At 62.9% G+C, this 14,137-nt stretch carries 18 protein-coding genes; 5 read left to right on the top strand and 13 right to left on the bottom strand.

Features of this window, described 5'->3' with window-relative positions; genetic code table 11:
* Nucleotides 1-69 precede the first annotated feature (69 nt).
* From C2U40_RS13035 to C2U40_RS13020, 4 genes are all read right to left on the bottom strand, one after another.
* A complete protein-coding gene (locus C2U40_RS13035; protein WP_103827700.1) occupies nucleotides 70-537 on the bottom strand; it encodes a GyrI-like domain-containing protein in 468 nt (155 codons plus the stop codon).
* A 39-nt stretch (nucleotides 538-576) separates the two neighbouring features.
* On the bottom strand, nucleotides 577-732 hold the full coding sequence (gene rsmS / locus C2U40_RS13030; RefSeq protein WP_005299504.1) for a pleiotropic regulatory protein RsmS: 156 nt from the start codon (nucleotides 730-732) through the stop codon (nucleotides 577-579).
* 81 nt (nucleotides 733-813) lie between these two features.
* A complete protein-coding gene (locus tag C2U40_RS13025; RefSeq protein WP_103827701.1) occupies nucleotides 814-1,284 on the bottom strand; it encodes an acyl-CoA thioesterase in 471 nt (156 codons plus the stop codon).
* Between the two features lie 20 nt (nucleotides 1,285-1,304).
* A complete protein-coding gene (locus C2U40_RS13020; protein ID WP_011705528.1) occupies nucleotides 1,305-1,616 on the bottom strand; it encodes a hypothetical protein in 312 nt (103 codons plus the stop codon).
* Between the two features lie 142 nt (nucleotides 1,617-1,758).
* On the opposite strand from C2U40_RS13020, the gene C2U40_RS13015 reads away from it, so the two are divergent.
* Entirely contained in the window at nucleotides 1,759-2,409 is a 651-nt protein-coding gene (locus C2U40_RS13015; RefSeq protein ID WP_017409909.1) for a tellurite resistance TerB family protein, read from the top strand.
* 36 nt (nucleotides 2,410-2,445) lie between these two features.
* On the opposite strand, the gene C2U40_RS13010 is transcribed toward C2U40_RS13015, so the two are convergent.
* Complete coding sequence (locus C2U40_RS13010; protein WP_103827702.1) at nucleotides 2,446-3,885, bottom strand: aminotransferase-like domain-containing protein; 1,440 nt, start codon at nucleotides 3,883-3,885, stop codon at nucleotides 2,446-2,448.
* 120 nt (nucleotides 3,886-4,005) lie between these two features.
* Between C2U40_RS13010 and C2U40_RS13005 the strand changes: the two genes are divergently transcribed.
* Genes C2U40_RS13005 through cydX form a run of 3 tightly spaced genes read left to right on the top strand, consistent with a single transcriptional unit; the run spans nucleotide 4,006 to nucleotide 6,845 of the window.
* Nucleotides 4,006-5,577, top strand: coding sequence for a cytochrome ubiquinol oxidase subunit I (locus C2U40_RS13005; RefSeq protein ID WP_103827703.1), 1,572 nt, complete (start codon nucleotides 4,006-4,008; stop codon nucleotides 5,575-5,577).
* A complete protein-coding gene (gene cydB / locus C2U40_RS13000; RefSeq protein WP_011705533.1) occupies nucleotides 5,577-6,704 on the top strand; it encodes a cytochrome d ubiquinol oxidase subunit II in 1,128 nt (375 codons plus the stop codon). Before C2U40_RS13005 ends, cydB begins: the two co-directional genes overlap by 1 nt.
* Nucleotides 6,705-6,731: 27 nt before the next feature.
* Nucleotides 6,732-6,845, top strand: a complete 114-nt coding sequence (cydX, locus tag C2U40_RS12995; protein ID WP_005310033.1) for a cytochrome bd-I oxidase subunit CydX — start codon at nucleotides 6,732-6,734, stop codon at nucleotides 6,843-6,845.
* A gap of 62 nt (nucleotides 6,846-6,907) precedes the next feature.
* Here cydX and C2U40_RS12990 read toward each other — a convergent pair whose 3' ends face one another.
* The 7 genes from C2U40_RS12990 to C2U40_RS12965 form a co-directional block, all read right to left on the bottom strand.
* The gene (locus C2U40_RS12990; protein WP_103827704.1) at nucleotides 6,908-8,080 is read right to left on the bottom strand and encodes an MFS transporter; all 1,173 of its coding nucleotides are present in this window, start codon (nucleotides 8,078-8,080) and stop codon (nucleotides 6,908-6,910) included.
* Between the two features lie 375 nt (nucleotides 8,081-8,455).
* Nucleotides 8,456-9,259, bottom strand: a complete 804-nt coding sequence (gene dkgB, locus C2U40_RS12985; protein WP_103827705.1) for a 2,5-didehydrogluconate reductase DkgB — start codon at nucleotides 9,257-9,259, stop codon at nucleotides 8,456-8,458.
* A gap of 47 nt (nucleotides 9,260-9,306) precedes the next feature.
* Nucleotides 9,307-9,603, bottom strand: a complete 297-nt coding sequence (locus tag C2U40_RS12980; protein WP_103827706.1) for a putative quinol monooxygenase — start codon at nucleotides 9,601-9,603, stop codon at nucleotides 9,307-9,309.
* 176 nt (nucleotides 9,604-9,779) lie between these two features.
* Nucleotides 9,780-10,145, bottom strand: a complete 366-nt coding sequence (locus tag C2U40_RS12975; protein ID WP_103827707.1) for a VOC family protein — start codon at nucleotides 10,143-10,145, stop codon at nucleotides 9,780-9,782.
* A 20-nt stretch (nucleotides 10,146-10,165) separates the two neighbouring features.
* Entirely contained in the window at nucleotides 10,166-10,552 is a 387-nt protein-coding gene (locus C2U40_RS12970) for a DUF6404 family protein (RefSeq protein ID WP_103827708.1), read from the bottom strand.
* Nucleotides 10,553-10,667: 115 nt separating this feature from the next.
* A complete protein-coding gene (locus tag C2U40_RS26080) occupies nucleotides 10,668-10,889 on the bottom strand; it encodes a hypothetical protein (RefSeq protein ID WP_158656441.1) in 222 nt (73 codons plus the stop codon).
* A 57-nt stretch (nucleotides 10,890-10,946) separates the two neighbouring features.
* Entirely contained in the window at nucleotides 10,947-11,333 is a 387-nt protein-coding gene (locus C2U40_RS12965) for a DUF6404 family protein (RefSeq protein ID WP_103827709.1), read from the bottom strand.
* A 190-nt stretch (nucleotides 11,334-11,523) separates the two neighbouring features.
* Between C2U40_RS12965 and C2U40_RS12960 the strand changes: the two genes are divergently transcribed.
* Nucleotides 11,524-12,426, top strand: coding sequence for a LysR substrate-binding domain-containing protein (locus C2U40_RS12960; protein WP_029303383.1), 903 nt, complete (start codon nucleotides 11,524-11,526; stop codon nucleotides 12,424-12,426).
* Between the two features lie 166 nt (nucleotides 12,427-12,592).
* Here C2U40_RS12960 and glpK read toward each other — a convergent pair whose 3' ends face one another.
* Nucleotides 12,593-14,095 (bottom strand): glycerol kinase GlpK, encoded by a 1,503-nt coding sequence (gene glpK, locus C2U40_RS12955; RefSeq protein WP_011705539.1) that lies wholly within the window; start codon nucleotides 14,093-14,095, stop codon nucleotides 12,593-12,595.
* Nucleotides 14,096-14,137 lie beyond the last annotated feature (42 nt).

The following is a 14,137-nucleotide window of genomic DNA, read 5'->3' as shown; positions in this document are numbered from 1 at the left end:
CGAGCGCCGAGTCAGCCCCTCGTCTGGGTTAAACCTTGCCGGTTTATCAGGACAGGGAGCGCGGGATGCTCAGGCGATGGCCTGGCGCGGCAGCACGGCGAGCCAGAGTTCGACCTCGCCGCTGCCGGTGTCCGGGTCAAAGGCGGCGCCATAGCGCTCGAAATCGGGCTTGTGGGCAGACTGGTAAGCGGACTGCGCCAGCCAGTCCAGTGCCTGCTGCCAGGTGTGCGGCATGGTCGAGACATGCCCCTGATGCAGGAAGACGGCATAGGTCTGGGGCTCGATGCGCATCCGCCCCAGCGTCTTGGGCAGCACCTCCAGCGCGGCGACCTCCACCGCGCACATGTATTCGCACTCGGTGGCGGTGACGCCGCAGATGACACCGTAGGCATGCTCGCCGAGCTGGCCCGGCAGCGGACCCAGGGCGCTGAAATCGCGCCACTGGCCGCCGAAGTCGGCGTGGGCGAAGGCATGGTGACGGCGCAGGCCGCCGAGCAGCATGGGGCGGCCGGTTTCAAAACGGATGGGATCTGTCATGACACCTCCTGTACGCGATGGGTGGCAAGGCAACCTTGCTCAGCACTCTTTGCCTTCGTTGAGCTTGCGCTGATAGTCCGCGGAGACGATGGCCAGCGCCGCCAGGGCGAGGGCCGGTTCAATCCGGTTGGTCTCCAGCAGTTCGATGAGATCCACCGCGAGCTGGACCTCGGGCGGGGCAGTTTCCAATGACATGACAGACTCCGTAACGGGGAAAACGCCATTATACAGGGCTGCTCCCTGATGGGGACCTGTCTGGTGTTGCGGGTGACCCGGCTAGAGGTGCTGGCGCATCTCCTGTTCGATCTGCTCGCGCAGGGCCATCAATTTGAGGGCGTACTGCTGCAACTGCCGATCGCTCTCGTTTTGCGGTTGCCACTGGGGCACCGGGGTCGGTTTGCCACTCTCGTCCATGGCCACGAAGATGATGATGCAGTGGGTGGTCTTGTGGCGCTCCCGGCTGGCCGGGTGGCGGCTGTAGACATCCACCGCCAGGTGCATGCTGGTGGTGCCGGTGTGGATCACCTGGGCGTGCACCTCTACCAGCTGGCCTATCTGGATGGGGCGCAAAAAGCGGATCCCACCCACGTAGACGGTCACCGCGTAGCCGCCGCACCAGCCGGCGGCGCAGGCGTAGCCCGCCTGATCTATCCACTTCATCACCATGCCGCCGTGTACCTTGCCGCCGAAGTTGGCGTCGGCGGGCTCGGCCAGAAACTGCAGGGTCAGCTCGCGGGGTGGGGTCATGGGTGCTCCTTGATTGAGGGTCATTGCCGGTAGCTCTTGCGATAGGCGTCAGCCTGCTGGCAGGGGGCCAGGTTGTTGAGATCGGGCCGCTTGTTGCCCTCGCGCTGACCGAAGCTGGCGAACTCCTGCTGGCATTTGGCGGCCTTGCCGCCCGCCTTGATGCAGGCGTCGATCCGCTGTTGCTTGCCCTGTTCGACCAGCTGTTGCTGGGCTTGCTGGCAGGCGGCATCCAGCTTGGCTTGCTGGGCCGGGCGATCAAGCTCGCTGGCGGCATTGGCGGGGCCGCACAGCAGGGCCAGGCCGAGGGGGATCCATGGGGTGAGGGTGCGCATCCGGTTGCTCCTTGTTGACCTGTTTCAGGTATACCGCGAATGGCGACGGGATGCACAGGCTGTGCTGCGATAATGGGGCCTCATTCACTCTTGGTTCATCGGCCCGGCGCAAGCATGGGGGAGTCAATTGCGAGGAGTCATGATGAAACAGATGCTTGATCAGTTGTTGGGCGCTGGCAAAGGCTGGCTCAACGAAGGCGGCGACAGTCGCAAGGCGCAGATGAAGGGGATGGCGCAAGGGGGCCTGGCGGCCGGCGCCATGGCCCTGCTGCTTGGCAACAAGAAGATGCGCAAATATGGCGGCAAGGTGGCGGCGGTGGGCGGCGCGGCGGCGCTCGGCGGGCTGGCCTACAAGCTCTATCAGGATTGGCAGGCCCAGCAGTCAAGCCCGGCCCAGCCGACCCAGCCCCTCGATACCCTGCAGGGCAATGCGCTGGATGCCAGAGCAGCCCTGCTGGTGCGCGCCATGGTGGCGGCAGCCCGGGCCGACGGTCATATCGACGGCGACGAGCGCCAGAAGATCCAGCAGTACCTGACCGAACAGGGCCAGAGCGATGCGGCTCGCTGGATTGATGCCGAGCTGGCCCGCCCGCTCGACCCCCATGCCCTGGCGCGAGAAGTGACCGACATGGAGCTGGCGACCGAGGTCTACCTCGCCTCCCTGCTTGCCATCGAGGTGGATCACTTCATGGAGCGCGGTTATCTGGACGAGCTGGCGCGCGCCCTCAAGCTCGATGACAACCTCAAAGGCAGCATAGAGCGGCAGGTGGCCCAGCTGGCGCAGCCGGCCTGAACCCCGTCAGGGACAAGGATTGTCGATGAGGCCCCGTCACGGGGCCTTGTTGTTTTTGGTGGGGATAACGGCCAGTTGCCGATGGATAAGCTCGGCCAACCGGGTGAGGGCCGCCTCCAGCTGCTCGCTCCAGGGATGGGAGCTGTTGAGGCGCAGGCAGTGGTTGTGCAGCCCCTTGCTGGAGAAGAGGGCGCCGGGGGCCAGCGAAAAACCGCTGGCCAGCGCCTGGGCGTGCAGGGCGCGGCTGTCGAGGCGCGGGTCAAATTCGAGCCAGAGAAAGTAGCCGCCATCGGGGGAGGAGATGCTCACTTCCCCCGGCAGCAGGCGCAGCAGGGCGGCCCGCATCTGCTGCTGGCGCTGGGCCAGGGTGTGGCGCAGTCGGCGAAAGTGGGCATCCACCCCGCCCTGGCGCAGCATCTCGGCCAGCGCCAGCTGGCTTGGCACATTGGTGGAGAGGGTCGACATCAGCTGCAGTCGCTGCACCCGCTCGGCGTTACGACCGGCCACCACCCAGCCGACCCGAAAGCCGGGCGCCAGGCACTTGGAAAAGGAGCTGCACAGCAGGCTGTCGCCACTGGTATCCCAATACTTGATGGGCCTTGGCCGCTCGCGGCCGAAGTAGACCTCGGCATAGACGTCGTCCTCCACCAGCGCCACCCCACGCCGGTTGAGCAGCGCCATCAGCGCCTGCTTGTGGTCATCCGGCATGGTGTGACCGAGCGGGTGCTGGACATTGCCCATCAGCCAGCACGCCTTGATGGGGCGCTGGGCGAGGGCCTCCTCCAGCAGGGCGAGATCGATGCCCACCCCCGGGATCACCGGGATCTCCACCGCGTTTAGCTTGAGTCGCTCGATGGCCTGCAGGGCGCCGTAGAAGGTGGGGGACTCCACCACCACCCAGTCGCCGGGCTCGGTTAGTACCTGCAGGCTGAGGGAGAGCGCCTCCATGGCGCCGGTGGTGATGATGATCTGCTGGGGATCTACCGCCAGCCCCTCGCCGGCGTAGCGCTGGGCGATGGCCCGGCGCAGCGCCTCGTTGCCGGGGGGCAGGTCTGCCACCGTGCTGAAGGGGTCGAGCCGGCGCATGCTGCTGGCCAGCGCCCGGCCGAGCTGGGGGTGGGGGAACAGGGTGGGATCGGCCACCGCCATGCCGAGCGGCACCAGTTCCCGCGACTTGCTGGCCTGCAGCACCTCGAACACCAGATCGTTGATGTCCACCGAACCGCTGTAGTGGGCCTGCTGGGGCAGGCTGGCGGCCGGGCGGGAGGGGGCGGCCTTGACGTAGTAGCCGGACTGGGGCCGTGCCAGGATGAGGCCGCGGCTTTCGAGCAGCTGATAGGCCTGCAGCACCGTCATGGGGCTGAGGCCATGGGTCTTGCAGCTCTGGCGGATGGAGGGAATGCGCTCCCCCGGCTGCCAGAGGCCGCTCGTTATCTGCTGTTGCAGCTGATCTGCCAGCTGGCCGTATAGGGACATGGTGGGTTTAAACTGTTATAGGTGTATTTCACTATAACTGCATCTGTTATAGGTGTCATGGACCGTGATGTACTTAACGGGCGAAAACCTGTCTGTTAAATGCAACATAGAGAGTCATGCATGATAAGCCTGGATGATGTGGTCAGCCTCTCCCGAATGCAGTTCGGGGCGACGGCGATGTTCCACTTTCTGTTTGTGCCCCTCACCCTGGGGCTGTCCTGGATCCTGGTGATCGCCGAGTCGGCCTACGTGATGACCGGCAAGGTGATCTACAAAGACATCACCCGTTTCTGGGGCAAGCTGTTTGGCATCAACTTCGTGATGGGGGTGACCACCGGCATTACCCTGGAGTTCCAGTTCGGTACCAACTGGGCCTACTACTCCCACTATGTCGGCGACATCTTCGGCACGCCGCTGGCGGTGGAGGGGCTGATGGCCTTCTTCCTCGAGTCCACCCTGGTGGGTCTGTTCTTCTTCGGCTGGGACAAGCTCTCCCGCGGTCAGCACCTGCTGGTGACCATGCTGGTGGCGCTCGGCTCCAACCTCTCCGCGCTCTGGATCCTCATCGCCAACGGCTGGATGCAGAACCCGGTCGGCGCCGAGTTCAACCCCATGACCATGCGCATGGAGCTGGTGGACGTGGCCGCGGTGATCTTCAACCCGGTGGCCCAGGTCAAGTTCGTGCACACGGTGGCGGCGGGTTATGTGGCGGCCTCCCTGTTCGTGATAGGGGTGAGCAGCTGGTATCTGCTGCGCCGCATGGAGGTGCGCTTCGCCCTGCGCTCCTTTGCCATTGCCTCGGGCTTTGGGCTGGCGGCCATCCTCTCGGTCATCGTGCTGGGCGACGAGTCGGGCTATCGCACCGGTGAGGTGCAGCAGGTGAAGCTGGCCGCCATCGAGGCGGAGTGGCACACCGAGCCGGCGCCGGCCTCCTTCACCCTGTTCGGCTTTCCGGATCAGGCCGCCGAGACCACCCATGCCGCGGTGAAGATCCCCTATCTGATGGGCATCATCGCCACCCGCTCCCTCGATGAACAGGTGACGGGCCTCAAAGATCTCAAGGCGCGGCACGAGGAACGCATTCGCAGCGGCATGCTGGCCCACGAGGCGCTGGAAACGATGCGGGCCGATGGCAGCAACCAGGCGGCGCGAGCCACCTTCGAGCGTCATCGCCAGGATCTGGGCTATGGCCTCTTGCTCACCCCCTATGCCAAGGAGATTGGCAAGGCGGACGAGGCGGCCATCGCCAAGGCGGTGGCGGACTCCATCCCCCAGGTGGCACCGCTGTTCTGGAGCTTTAGGCTGATGGTAGGCATCGGCGTGGTGCTGCTGGCGCTCTTTGCCGCTGCCTTCCTGCAGCTGTGCCGGGGCAAGCTGGTGCAATCCCCTCGTCTGCTCAAGGCCCTGTTCTGGTCTATTCCGCTGCCCTGGATTGCCATCGAGGCGGGCTGGTTCGTGGCCGAGTTCGGTCGCCAGCCGTGGACCATCAGCGACGTGCTGCCGGTGTCGGCGTCCGTCTCCTTGCTGACCTCGGGCCAGCTCTGGTTCAGCCTGATCTCCATCTGCCTCATCTACACCAGCCTGCTGGTGGTGGAGTTGTTCTTGTTGCGTCATGTGATCCGCAAAGGGCCCGCCAGCCTGCAAACGGGTCGCTATCAAGGTGAAGTGTTGCAAAACGGGAGTCCTGCCTGATGGATTACGAAACCCTGAAATTGATCTGGTGGGGGCTGGTGCTGTTCATGCTGGTCGGCTTCGTGGTGATGGACGGCTTCGATCTCGGCGTGGCCATGCTGCTGCCGGTGGTGGCCAAGAACGACGAGGAGCGGCGGGTGCTGCTCAACAGCGTGGGGCCGGTGTGGGAGGGCAACCAGGTGTGGCTCATCGCCGGGGCCGGCGCCCTGTTCGCCGCCTGGCCGCTGGTCTATGCCGCCGCCTTCTCGGCGCTCTACGTGCCCTTCATGTTCCTGCTGTTCGGCCTGTTCCTGCGGCCGGTGGGTTTTGACTATCGCAGCAAGCTGGCGGACCCGGTCTGGCGCCGCTGGTGGGATCGCGCCCTGGTGGTGGGCGGCCTGCTGCCGACCCTGGTGTTTGGCGCAACCTTGGGCTTTCTGCTGCAGGGGCTGCCGTTTCGCTTCGATGCGGCCCTTCGCATCCACTACGGTGCCTTTGACTTCCACTGGCCGCTGCTGTTGACCTGCATGGGAACGGCGCTGGCGCTGTTGTTGCTGCACGGTGCCAGCTTCCTGCAGTGCAAGACCCAGGGGGAGATCGCCCGGCGCTGCGCCCGCCAGAGCCTCTGGCTCGGCCCGCTGGCGAGCGGCCTGTTTGCCCTGGGCGGCGTCTGGCTCAGCCAGATGGCCGGCTACCGGGTACTGGAGATAGGGGATATCAACGGGGCGCTCACCCCGCTGATGAAGGAGGTGGGGGTGGCCCAGCAGGGCTGGCTTGCCAACTTCGTCGCCCATCCCTGGCTCTGGTGCGTGCCGGCCCTCGGGCTGGTGCTGCCCATGGTGAGCAGCCTGGCCAGCGCCCGCGAGCTGCCGCGCACGGCCCTGCTCGCCAGTGGCGGCGCCTGCGCCAGCATGATGCTGACCATCGCCATCGCCCTGTTCCCGTTCGTGCTGCCCTCGTCGCTGGATCCGTCCAGCAGCCTGACCCTGTGGGACAGCACCTCCAGCGAGCGCACCCTCTTCATCATGCTGGGGATTGTCGGGGTGCTGATGCCCATCAACATCGGTTATACCCTCTGGGTCTACCGGGTGGTGCGCGGCAAGATGAGCGCCCAGCAGATCCGCCAGCACGGCCACAGCCTCTACTAACCCTCTTTAACCAAAGGATCATGCGATATGTGGTATTTCACCTGGATTCTGGGATTGGGCTTCGCCCTGTTGTGCGGGCTGGTCAATCTGCTCTGGCTGGAGGCGCGCTGGGCCGCCGATGAGGATCTCAAGGAGTCTTGAGACGCAGCCATGAAAAGGCCGACACAGGTGTCGGCCTTTTTGCATCTTGCTGGAGGGGTCGCTTAGGCGGGGAGGGCGACCCGGGCGGCCTGCCGCTCGCTGACATGGGTGAGGCCGTAGGCCAGCAGCACGATCAGCGCCCCGATCCAGGGGGTGTGCATCAACCCCAGGTGTTCCACCACCAGGCCACCGACGACCGAGCCCAGCGCAATGCCGACGTTGAAGGCGGCGATGTTGAGGCCCGATGCCACGTCTACCGCCCTGGGGGTGTGCTGCTCGGCCTGCTTCACCACCAGCACCTGCAGACCCGGCACGTTGCCAAAGGCAAAGGCGCCCCACACCAGCACGGTCAGCACCGCCAGCACCGGGTGCGGCGCGGTGAAGGTGAGCACCAGCAGCACCAATGCGAGACCGGCAAACAACAGCTTCAGCGCAGGCAGCGGGCCCATCTTGTCGGCCAGCTTGCCACCCCAGATATTGCCGACGGCAACCGATACTCCGTACACCAGCAGAATGAGGCTCACCGCGCCGGCGCTAAAGCCGCTCACCTGTTGCAGGATGGGGGCGAGGAAGGTGAACGCCGTGAAGGCGCCGCCGTAACCGAGCGCTGTCTTGGCGTAGACCAGCAGTAGCGGCTTTTTGGTGAGCACCGAGAGTTGCTCGCGAAGGGTCGAGGCCGCCCCCTTGGGCAGGTTGCTCGGGATCAGCAGCAGGCTGCCCACCATGGCGACGAGGCCCAGCAGGCTCACCACCAGAAAGGTTTCACGCCAGCCAAAGACCTGACCAATCCAGGTGCCAAGCGGTACGCCGGTCACCAGCGCGATGGTGAGGCCGCTGAACATGATGGCGATGGCGCTCGCCGCCTTCTCCTTGGCCACAAGACCCGTGGCGATGGTGCTGCCCACCGAGAAGAAGACCCCGTGTGCCAATCCGGTCAGGATGCGGGCCACGATCAGGCTCTCGTAACCGGGGGCCTGCCAGGCCAGCAGATTGCCGGCGGTAAAGAGCGCCATCAGCCCCACCAGCAGCCACTTGCGCGGCGCCTTGCCGGTCAGCGCCGTTAAGATCGGTGCGCCGATGGCCACGCCAAGGGCATAGGGGCTGACCAACAGGCCCGCCGAGGGGAGCGAGACATGCAGCTGTTCGGCGATGGTGGGGATGAGCCCCACGATCACGAATTCGGTGGTGCCGATCGCAAAGGCACTCAGGGTGAGGGCAAATAACGCCAGTGGCATAACAACTCCTTGAATAGGGACTCCCGACGGGAGAATGGCGCCAGTATGCCGAGGGTGTTTGTTGGTAAAAATGACGGTGACATCAAATTACTTTTGCCAAATCAGCAGCAATCATCGCGATGGCTCGGGTCTTATCGGGCGGGGAATTGTATGGGTGGCGCACAAAACCAAAAAAAGCGGGAGGCACAGTGCCTCCCGCTAGGGGTTGGATAAATATCCCGGATTGTTATTGCCTCCCTTCTCCCCTGGCGGGAGAAGGATCGGGGATGAGGGGGCATTCTGTATAAGCAGCAAAACTAGCCGAGGGTAGTCTGCTATACCCTCACCCTAGCCCTCTTCCATGGGGAGAGGGAACAATCCGGTTGAACCTGCTTGTTAGTCCCAATCCGGCGCAAAGTCCGGGTTGGCGCAGCGCTCGCCCCGCTCCAGGGTCGCGATGGCGGCCATCTCCTCGGCAGTGAGCGTGACCTTCAGCGCCGCCAGGTTGGCGGCCAGATTCTCCCGCTTGGTGGAGCTCGGGATCACCGCCATGCCCTGGGACAGCAGCCAGGCCAGCGACACCTGGGCCGCCGAGACGCCGTGGCGCTTGCCGATCTCCATCAGCAGCGGCTCGGTGAGCACCTTGCCATAGGCGAGCGGCATATAGGCGGTGATGGCGATGCCGTGGGCCTGGCAGAATTCCACCACCTTGCGGTTTTGCAGCAGGGGGTGGATCTCCACCTGCTGATGGGCGATGACGCCTGGCCCCAGAATATCGATGGCTTCTTTAAGCTGGGCCACGGTGAAGTTGGAGACCCCGATCTCGCGGGTCAGGCCCCGGGCCTTGGCCTCGGCCAGTTGCTCCAGATAGACCGCCATCGGCACCTCATCCTGGGGGGAGGGCCAGTGAATAAGCGTCAGATCCAGATAGTCGGTGCCCAGTTTTTCCAGGCTCACCTCCAGGCTCGGGATCACCTTGCCTGGGCCGAATTCGCTGGTCCACACCTTGGTGGTCAGGTAGATATCCTGGCGAGGTACGTCGCTCTCGCTCATCAGCTGGCCCACTTCGGCCTCGTTGTCATAGATCTGGGCGGTATCGATATGGCGGTAGCCAAGCTCGAGCCCCTGCAGCAAGGAGTCGCGCAGGGGTTGGCCGGTCAGGCGAAAGGTTCCCAGACCCAGGTTGGGCATCTTCATCATGTTGTTCCTCAAATAGGTTGCAAAAGGGTGCTCGGCGGCGCGGCAAATCAGGCCTCCAGCGGTTGATAGCGGCGAATGGTGCTGCCGGCGAACCAGGGCTCGGCCCTGGCGACAAATTCGGTAAAGTGGGGCTGGCCCTGATGGGCAGTGAGGGCGGCATCGCTCTCCCACACCTCGTAGAGCATCCAGCTGTGGGGATTGTCCAGATCCTGATGCAGCTGGTAGCGCAGGCAGCCAGCCTCCTGCAAGGTGGCTGCGATCAAGGGATCCAGGGCGGCGCGAAACTGGGGGGCGAATTCGGGTTTGGCTTCAAGCTGGGCAATCACAATCACGGGTGAAGACATCTGAACCTCCTTGCAAAAACGAAGGGTCAGTATGCCCACCACGACTTGCCCGAAACAGGGCCGCTGTCGCAAAACACTATTGAGACAAGAGCAGCAATGAATGGGCCGGGGCGAGGTGGCGATGAGGAAGTGAGTGAGGTAAAAGAAGCAGGGAGCGCCGGGACGCCCCCTTGCCATCAGGCATTGGCCGGTTCGGACCAGACTGCAAATTCATTGCCGCTTGGCTCGGCAAAGTGAAAGCGGCGGCCACCGGGAAAATCGAACAGGGGACGAACTATGGTGCCCCCGGCGCCGGCTACCTTGCTCTGGGTAGCTTCAATATCGGCGCTGTAGAACACCAGCAAGGCGCCACCTTGCGCGCTCTGGCTGCAGAGATCGGCGCGATAGAAGCCGCCATCCAGCCCTTCCCCCTCGAAGGCGCAATAATCGGGGCCATAATCGGCAAATTGCCAGCCGAAAGCGGCCTGAAAGAAGGCCTTGGTGGCGGCAAGATCTCTGGCCGCAAACTCCACATAGTTCAGTTTTTCATGGGCCCTGGTCATGAGGATCTCCTTGTCGATGATTATTTCGGTTGCCAGCGTTTTTGCGTGCGGCTCGTGGAGTGGGGCAAAGCGTCCCAATGGGTCAGCTTGAGCTGCTTGCGCCGAAACCAGAGCCAGGTCGCCATCAGCAGACCGAACCCTATGCCGAACAGCAGGCTCTGGCACAGGGCGAATGCTGGTGTTACCTCATGTTGCCAGCCGAAGAACCACATCAACACCCCCCAGATAGCGCCAGTGGGAAGCCCCAGAGCAAGGACATTGACCAGAAAGCGTTCGTAGTGGGGCGGCCTGATGGTGAACCCAGCCTTTCGCAGCAGCCAAGTGAGCGGCGGGTTGTAGTTGAGCGTCTGCACGCCCTTCTCTGCCAGCTCCCGGTGGGCGGCCACCAGCCTGCGTTCGAACTCCATGATGTTTTTCCTTGAGGTGCTTGGTGTCATACGATGCCATCTTGCCGCATTCTACTGGCAAACCATCAATGCGATGTGGGCTCGTGGTCACGTTATTTATCTATACGCTTTCCAATTACGCCAGGGCCGCCATGATGGCAGGATGAAATCTTCTTGCGACCACCATACCAAGGATAATGGAAGCGAATAGAGGAAGAAGGTCACGGCTGCGTTGATAGCTGCGCCAGTTGCCATTGTGGTGGCGGAAAAGCCGGTAGGTGAGAACCAACAAGCCAATGGCCATTGGAATGACGCAGTGAACTGAAAAACTGATAATGAATTTAACGAAATCGGGCAAGGTGGGGGTCCGTGTCTGTAGCTTGTATTACATCTGGTGCCAATTTGCGGCGGGGTTTCAGCCTTTTCCTGCCGCGCTTTCACGGATGGGTTGGCGCGCTAACTGTTCCCATGGGGTCAAATCAAGCTGCCTACGCTTCAGCCATAGCCTGATTAAGGTAACGAGGCCAAACAGGCCAGCGAATAGAGCTGTGCTGAACAAGGATGATACGAAAGATCTTCCCTCTGGGTGCCAAACGAACGTCCACATAATCAGACCCCAGATCGGCGCGATATTGAGGCTGGCACAAAGAAAATTGACCAACCAGCCTGTGTAATAAGGGGGCTTGACGGTGCAGCCGAGTTTGCGCAGCAGCTTGAACATCCATGGGTTGTAGTCGTATTCCTTGATGCCTTGGTCAGCCAGAGTCTGATGGGCGATGGTCAGCCGTTCTTCAAATGTCATTGATTTACCTTATATCGCAGCGGTGTCATATGGTGCTTTTTTGCAGCATTCTACGGATTAGGCAGGCTGAGGGGTAGCAGCCATATCAGATTATTTCTCTGCTAAATACCAGCACAGCTACTAGAGCATCCTTGCCAATCCAGGGCCTCCGTGCCTATAAAGGCCCATTACTCTTGTCTGGATTGCAGCAATGAAGACCCATTCTGATGAACTGACCCTGTTTGTGGCGGTGGTGGAGGCGGGCAGTTTTCGCCAGGCGGCGGAAAACCTCGGCATGGACAACTCGGTGGTGAGCCGCGGCATCAAACGGCTGGAAGAGAAGCTCTCGACCGTGCTGCTCAACCGCACCACGAGGCGGGTCAGCCTGACCGAGGAGGGCAGCTGGTTCTATCAGCGGGCGGTGAAGATCCTGACCGAGATGAGCGAGGCGGAGGGGCTGCTGCTGATGCGCCGCGAGCAGCCGGAGGGGGTATTGCGGGTGGATGCCGCTACCCCCTTTATCCTGCACCGGCTGGTGCCCATCATCGGCGAGTTTCGTCGCCGTTATCCCGCCATCGAGCTACAACTGCACAGCTCCGAGGGCTTCATCAACCTGATGGAGCGGCGGGTGGACATGGCCATTCGCATCGGCGAGCTGACCGACTCCTCCCTGCGGGCGCTGCCGCTGGGCCGCTCGCGGCTGCGGCTGCTGGCATCCCCCGACTATTTGCGTGAGCGCGGCACCCCGCGTCAGCCGATGGATCTGCTGAGCGGCCACGAGCTGCTCGGTTTTTTGCACCCCGATCACCTCAACCACTGGCCGCTGCTGAGCCAGGAGCAGGGGGACCGTTTTCCCATCACCCCGACCCTGCGTGCCAGCAGCGGTGAAACCTTGCGCCAGCTGGCGCTGCGGGGGCAGGGGATCGTCTGTCTGTCGGATTTCATGACCGGGCAGGATCGGATGAGTGGGGCCTTGGTGGAGGTGCTGGCCCGCAGCAACAGCGGTGCCTCGCGCCCCATCAATGCGGTGTTCTACTCCGATGCCCAGCGCGACATCCGGCTGCGGGTCTGGCTCGATTTCCTCAAAGAGCAGCTCGGCAGCGAGATGCTCTAGCGCCCCTACTCTGACCGGGCCACACGATAGAAAGGGCCTGCCGTGCTTGGGGTGCCTGCCGAGGCAGGATAGGGGGCGTCATCATCAGGGCGGCGCTAAAAAAGAGAGGCCGACATTGCTGTCGGCCTCTCACGTTTTTCAGCTCAAGGCTGTGTCGGTTGCCCGATCACTCCTCTTCTGCCCAGCGGCGTGAACGTTCCACCGCCTTCTTCCAGCCGTTGTAGCGCTTGGCGCGATCGTCGCGGTCCATCTGCGGGATGAACTCGCGGTCCACGCTGAACTTGTCTTCCAGCTCCTCCGAACTCTTCCAGAAGCCGACGGCGAGGCCGGCCAGGAAGGCGGCGCCCATGGCGGTGGTCTCGATACGGGTCGGACGCACCACCGGGGTGTGCATCATGTCGGCCTGGAACTGCATCAGGAAGTCGTTGGCTACCGCGCCACCGTCCACCTTGAGGGCGGCCAGCTTGATGCCGGAGTCCTGCTGCATCGCATCCAGCACATCGCGGCTCTGATAGGCGATGGATTCCAGTGCGGCACGGATGATGTGGTTGCGGTTGGCGCCGCGGGTCAGGCCGACCATGGTGCCGCGAGCATACGGATCCCAGTAGGGGGCGCCCAGACCGACGAAGGCCGGAACCAGGTAGACGCCGTTGGTGTCGCCCACCTTGGAGGCGAAGTAGTCGGTATCGCGGGCATCGTGAATGATCTTGAGCTCGTCACGCAGCCACTGGATGGTGGCGCCACCCATAAATACCGCACCCTCGAGGGCATAATTCACTTCCCCTTTCGGGCCGATGGCGACCGTGGTCAGCAGGCCGTTGTTGGAGCGAACCGGCTCGGTGCCGGTGTTCATCAGCATGAAGCAGCCGGTGCCGTAGGTGTTCTTGGCCATCCCTTTCTCGAAGCAGAGCTGGCCGAACAGGGCAGACTGCTGGTCACCGGCGATACCGGCGATGGGGATGCGGGAGCCGCCGCCACGGGTGGTGTAGCCGTACACTTCGGAAGAGGGTTTCACTTGTGGCAGCATGGACATGGGGATGCCCAGCTCGTCCAACATCTTCTGATCCCACTTCAGGTCGCGGATGTTGTAGAGCATGGTGCGGGAGGCGTTGGTCGGGTCGGTGACGTGCACTTCGCCGTTGGTCATCTTCCACACCAGCCAGGTGTCGATGGTGCCGAACAGCAGTTCGCCGTTCATCGCCTTCTCGCGGGCCCCTTCGACGTTGTCGAGGATCCACTTCACCTTGGTGCCGGAGAAGTAGGCGTCCAGCACCAGACCGGTGTTTTCACGGACGTACTCTTCCAGGCCGCGGGCTTTCAGTTCTTCACAGATGGCCGCGGTGCGGCGGCACTGCCAGACGATGGCGTTGTAGATGGGTTTGCCGGTGGCTTTTTCCCATACCACTGTGGTTTCACGCTGGTTGGTGATGCCGATGGCGGCGATCTCTTCGCTGCGAAGGCCAGTCTTGGCCAGCACTTCGGTGAAGACGGAGGACTGGGTCGCCCAGATCTCCATCGGGTCGTGCTCCACCCAGCCCGCTTTCGGGTAGTGCTGGGTGAATTCGCGCTGGGAGGTACCGACTATGTTGGCGTCCTGGTCAAACACGATGGCACGGGAAGAGGTAGTACCCTGGTCCAGAGCGACGACATATTTCTTTTCAGCAGACATGATGTTCTCCACGTTTTTATTTTCCACGTTTTTACACGTTGG

The sequence above is a fragment of the Aeromonas sp. ASNIH4 genome (assembly GCF_002934425.1).
Classification (GTDB): Bacteria; Pseudomonadota; Gammaproteobacteria; order Enterobacterales; family Aeromonadaceae; genus Aeromonas; species Aeromonas hydrophila.
Note: the sequence above shows the minus strand (reverse complement) of the source record. Positions and strands in the feature narration are given on the sequence as shown.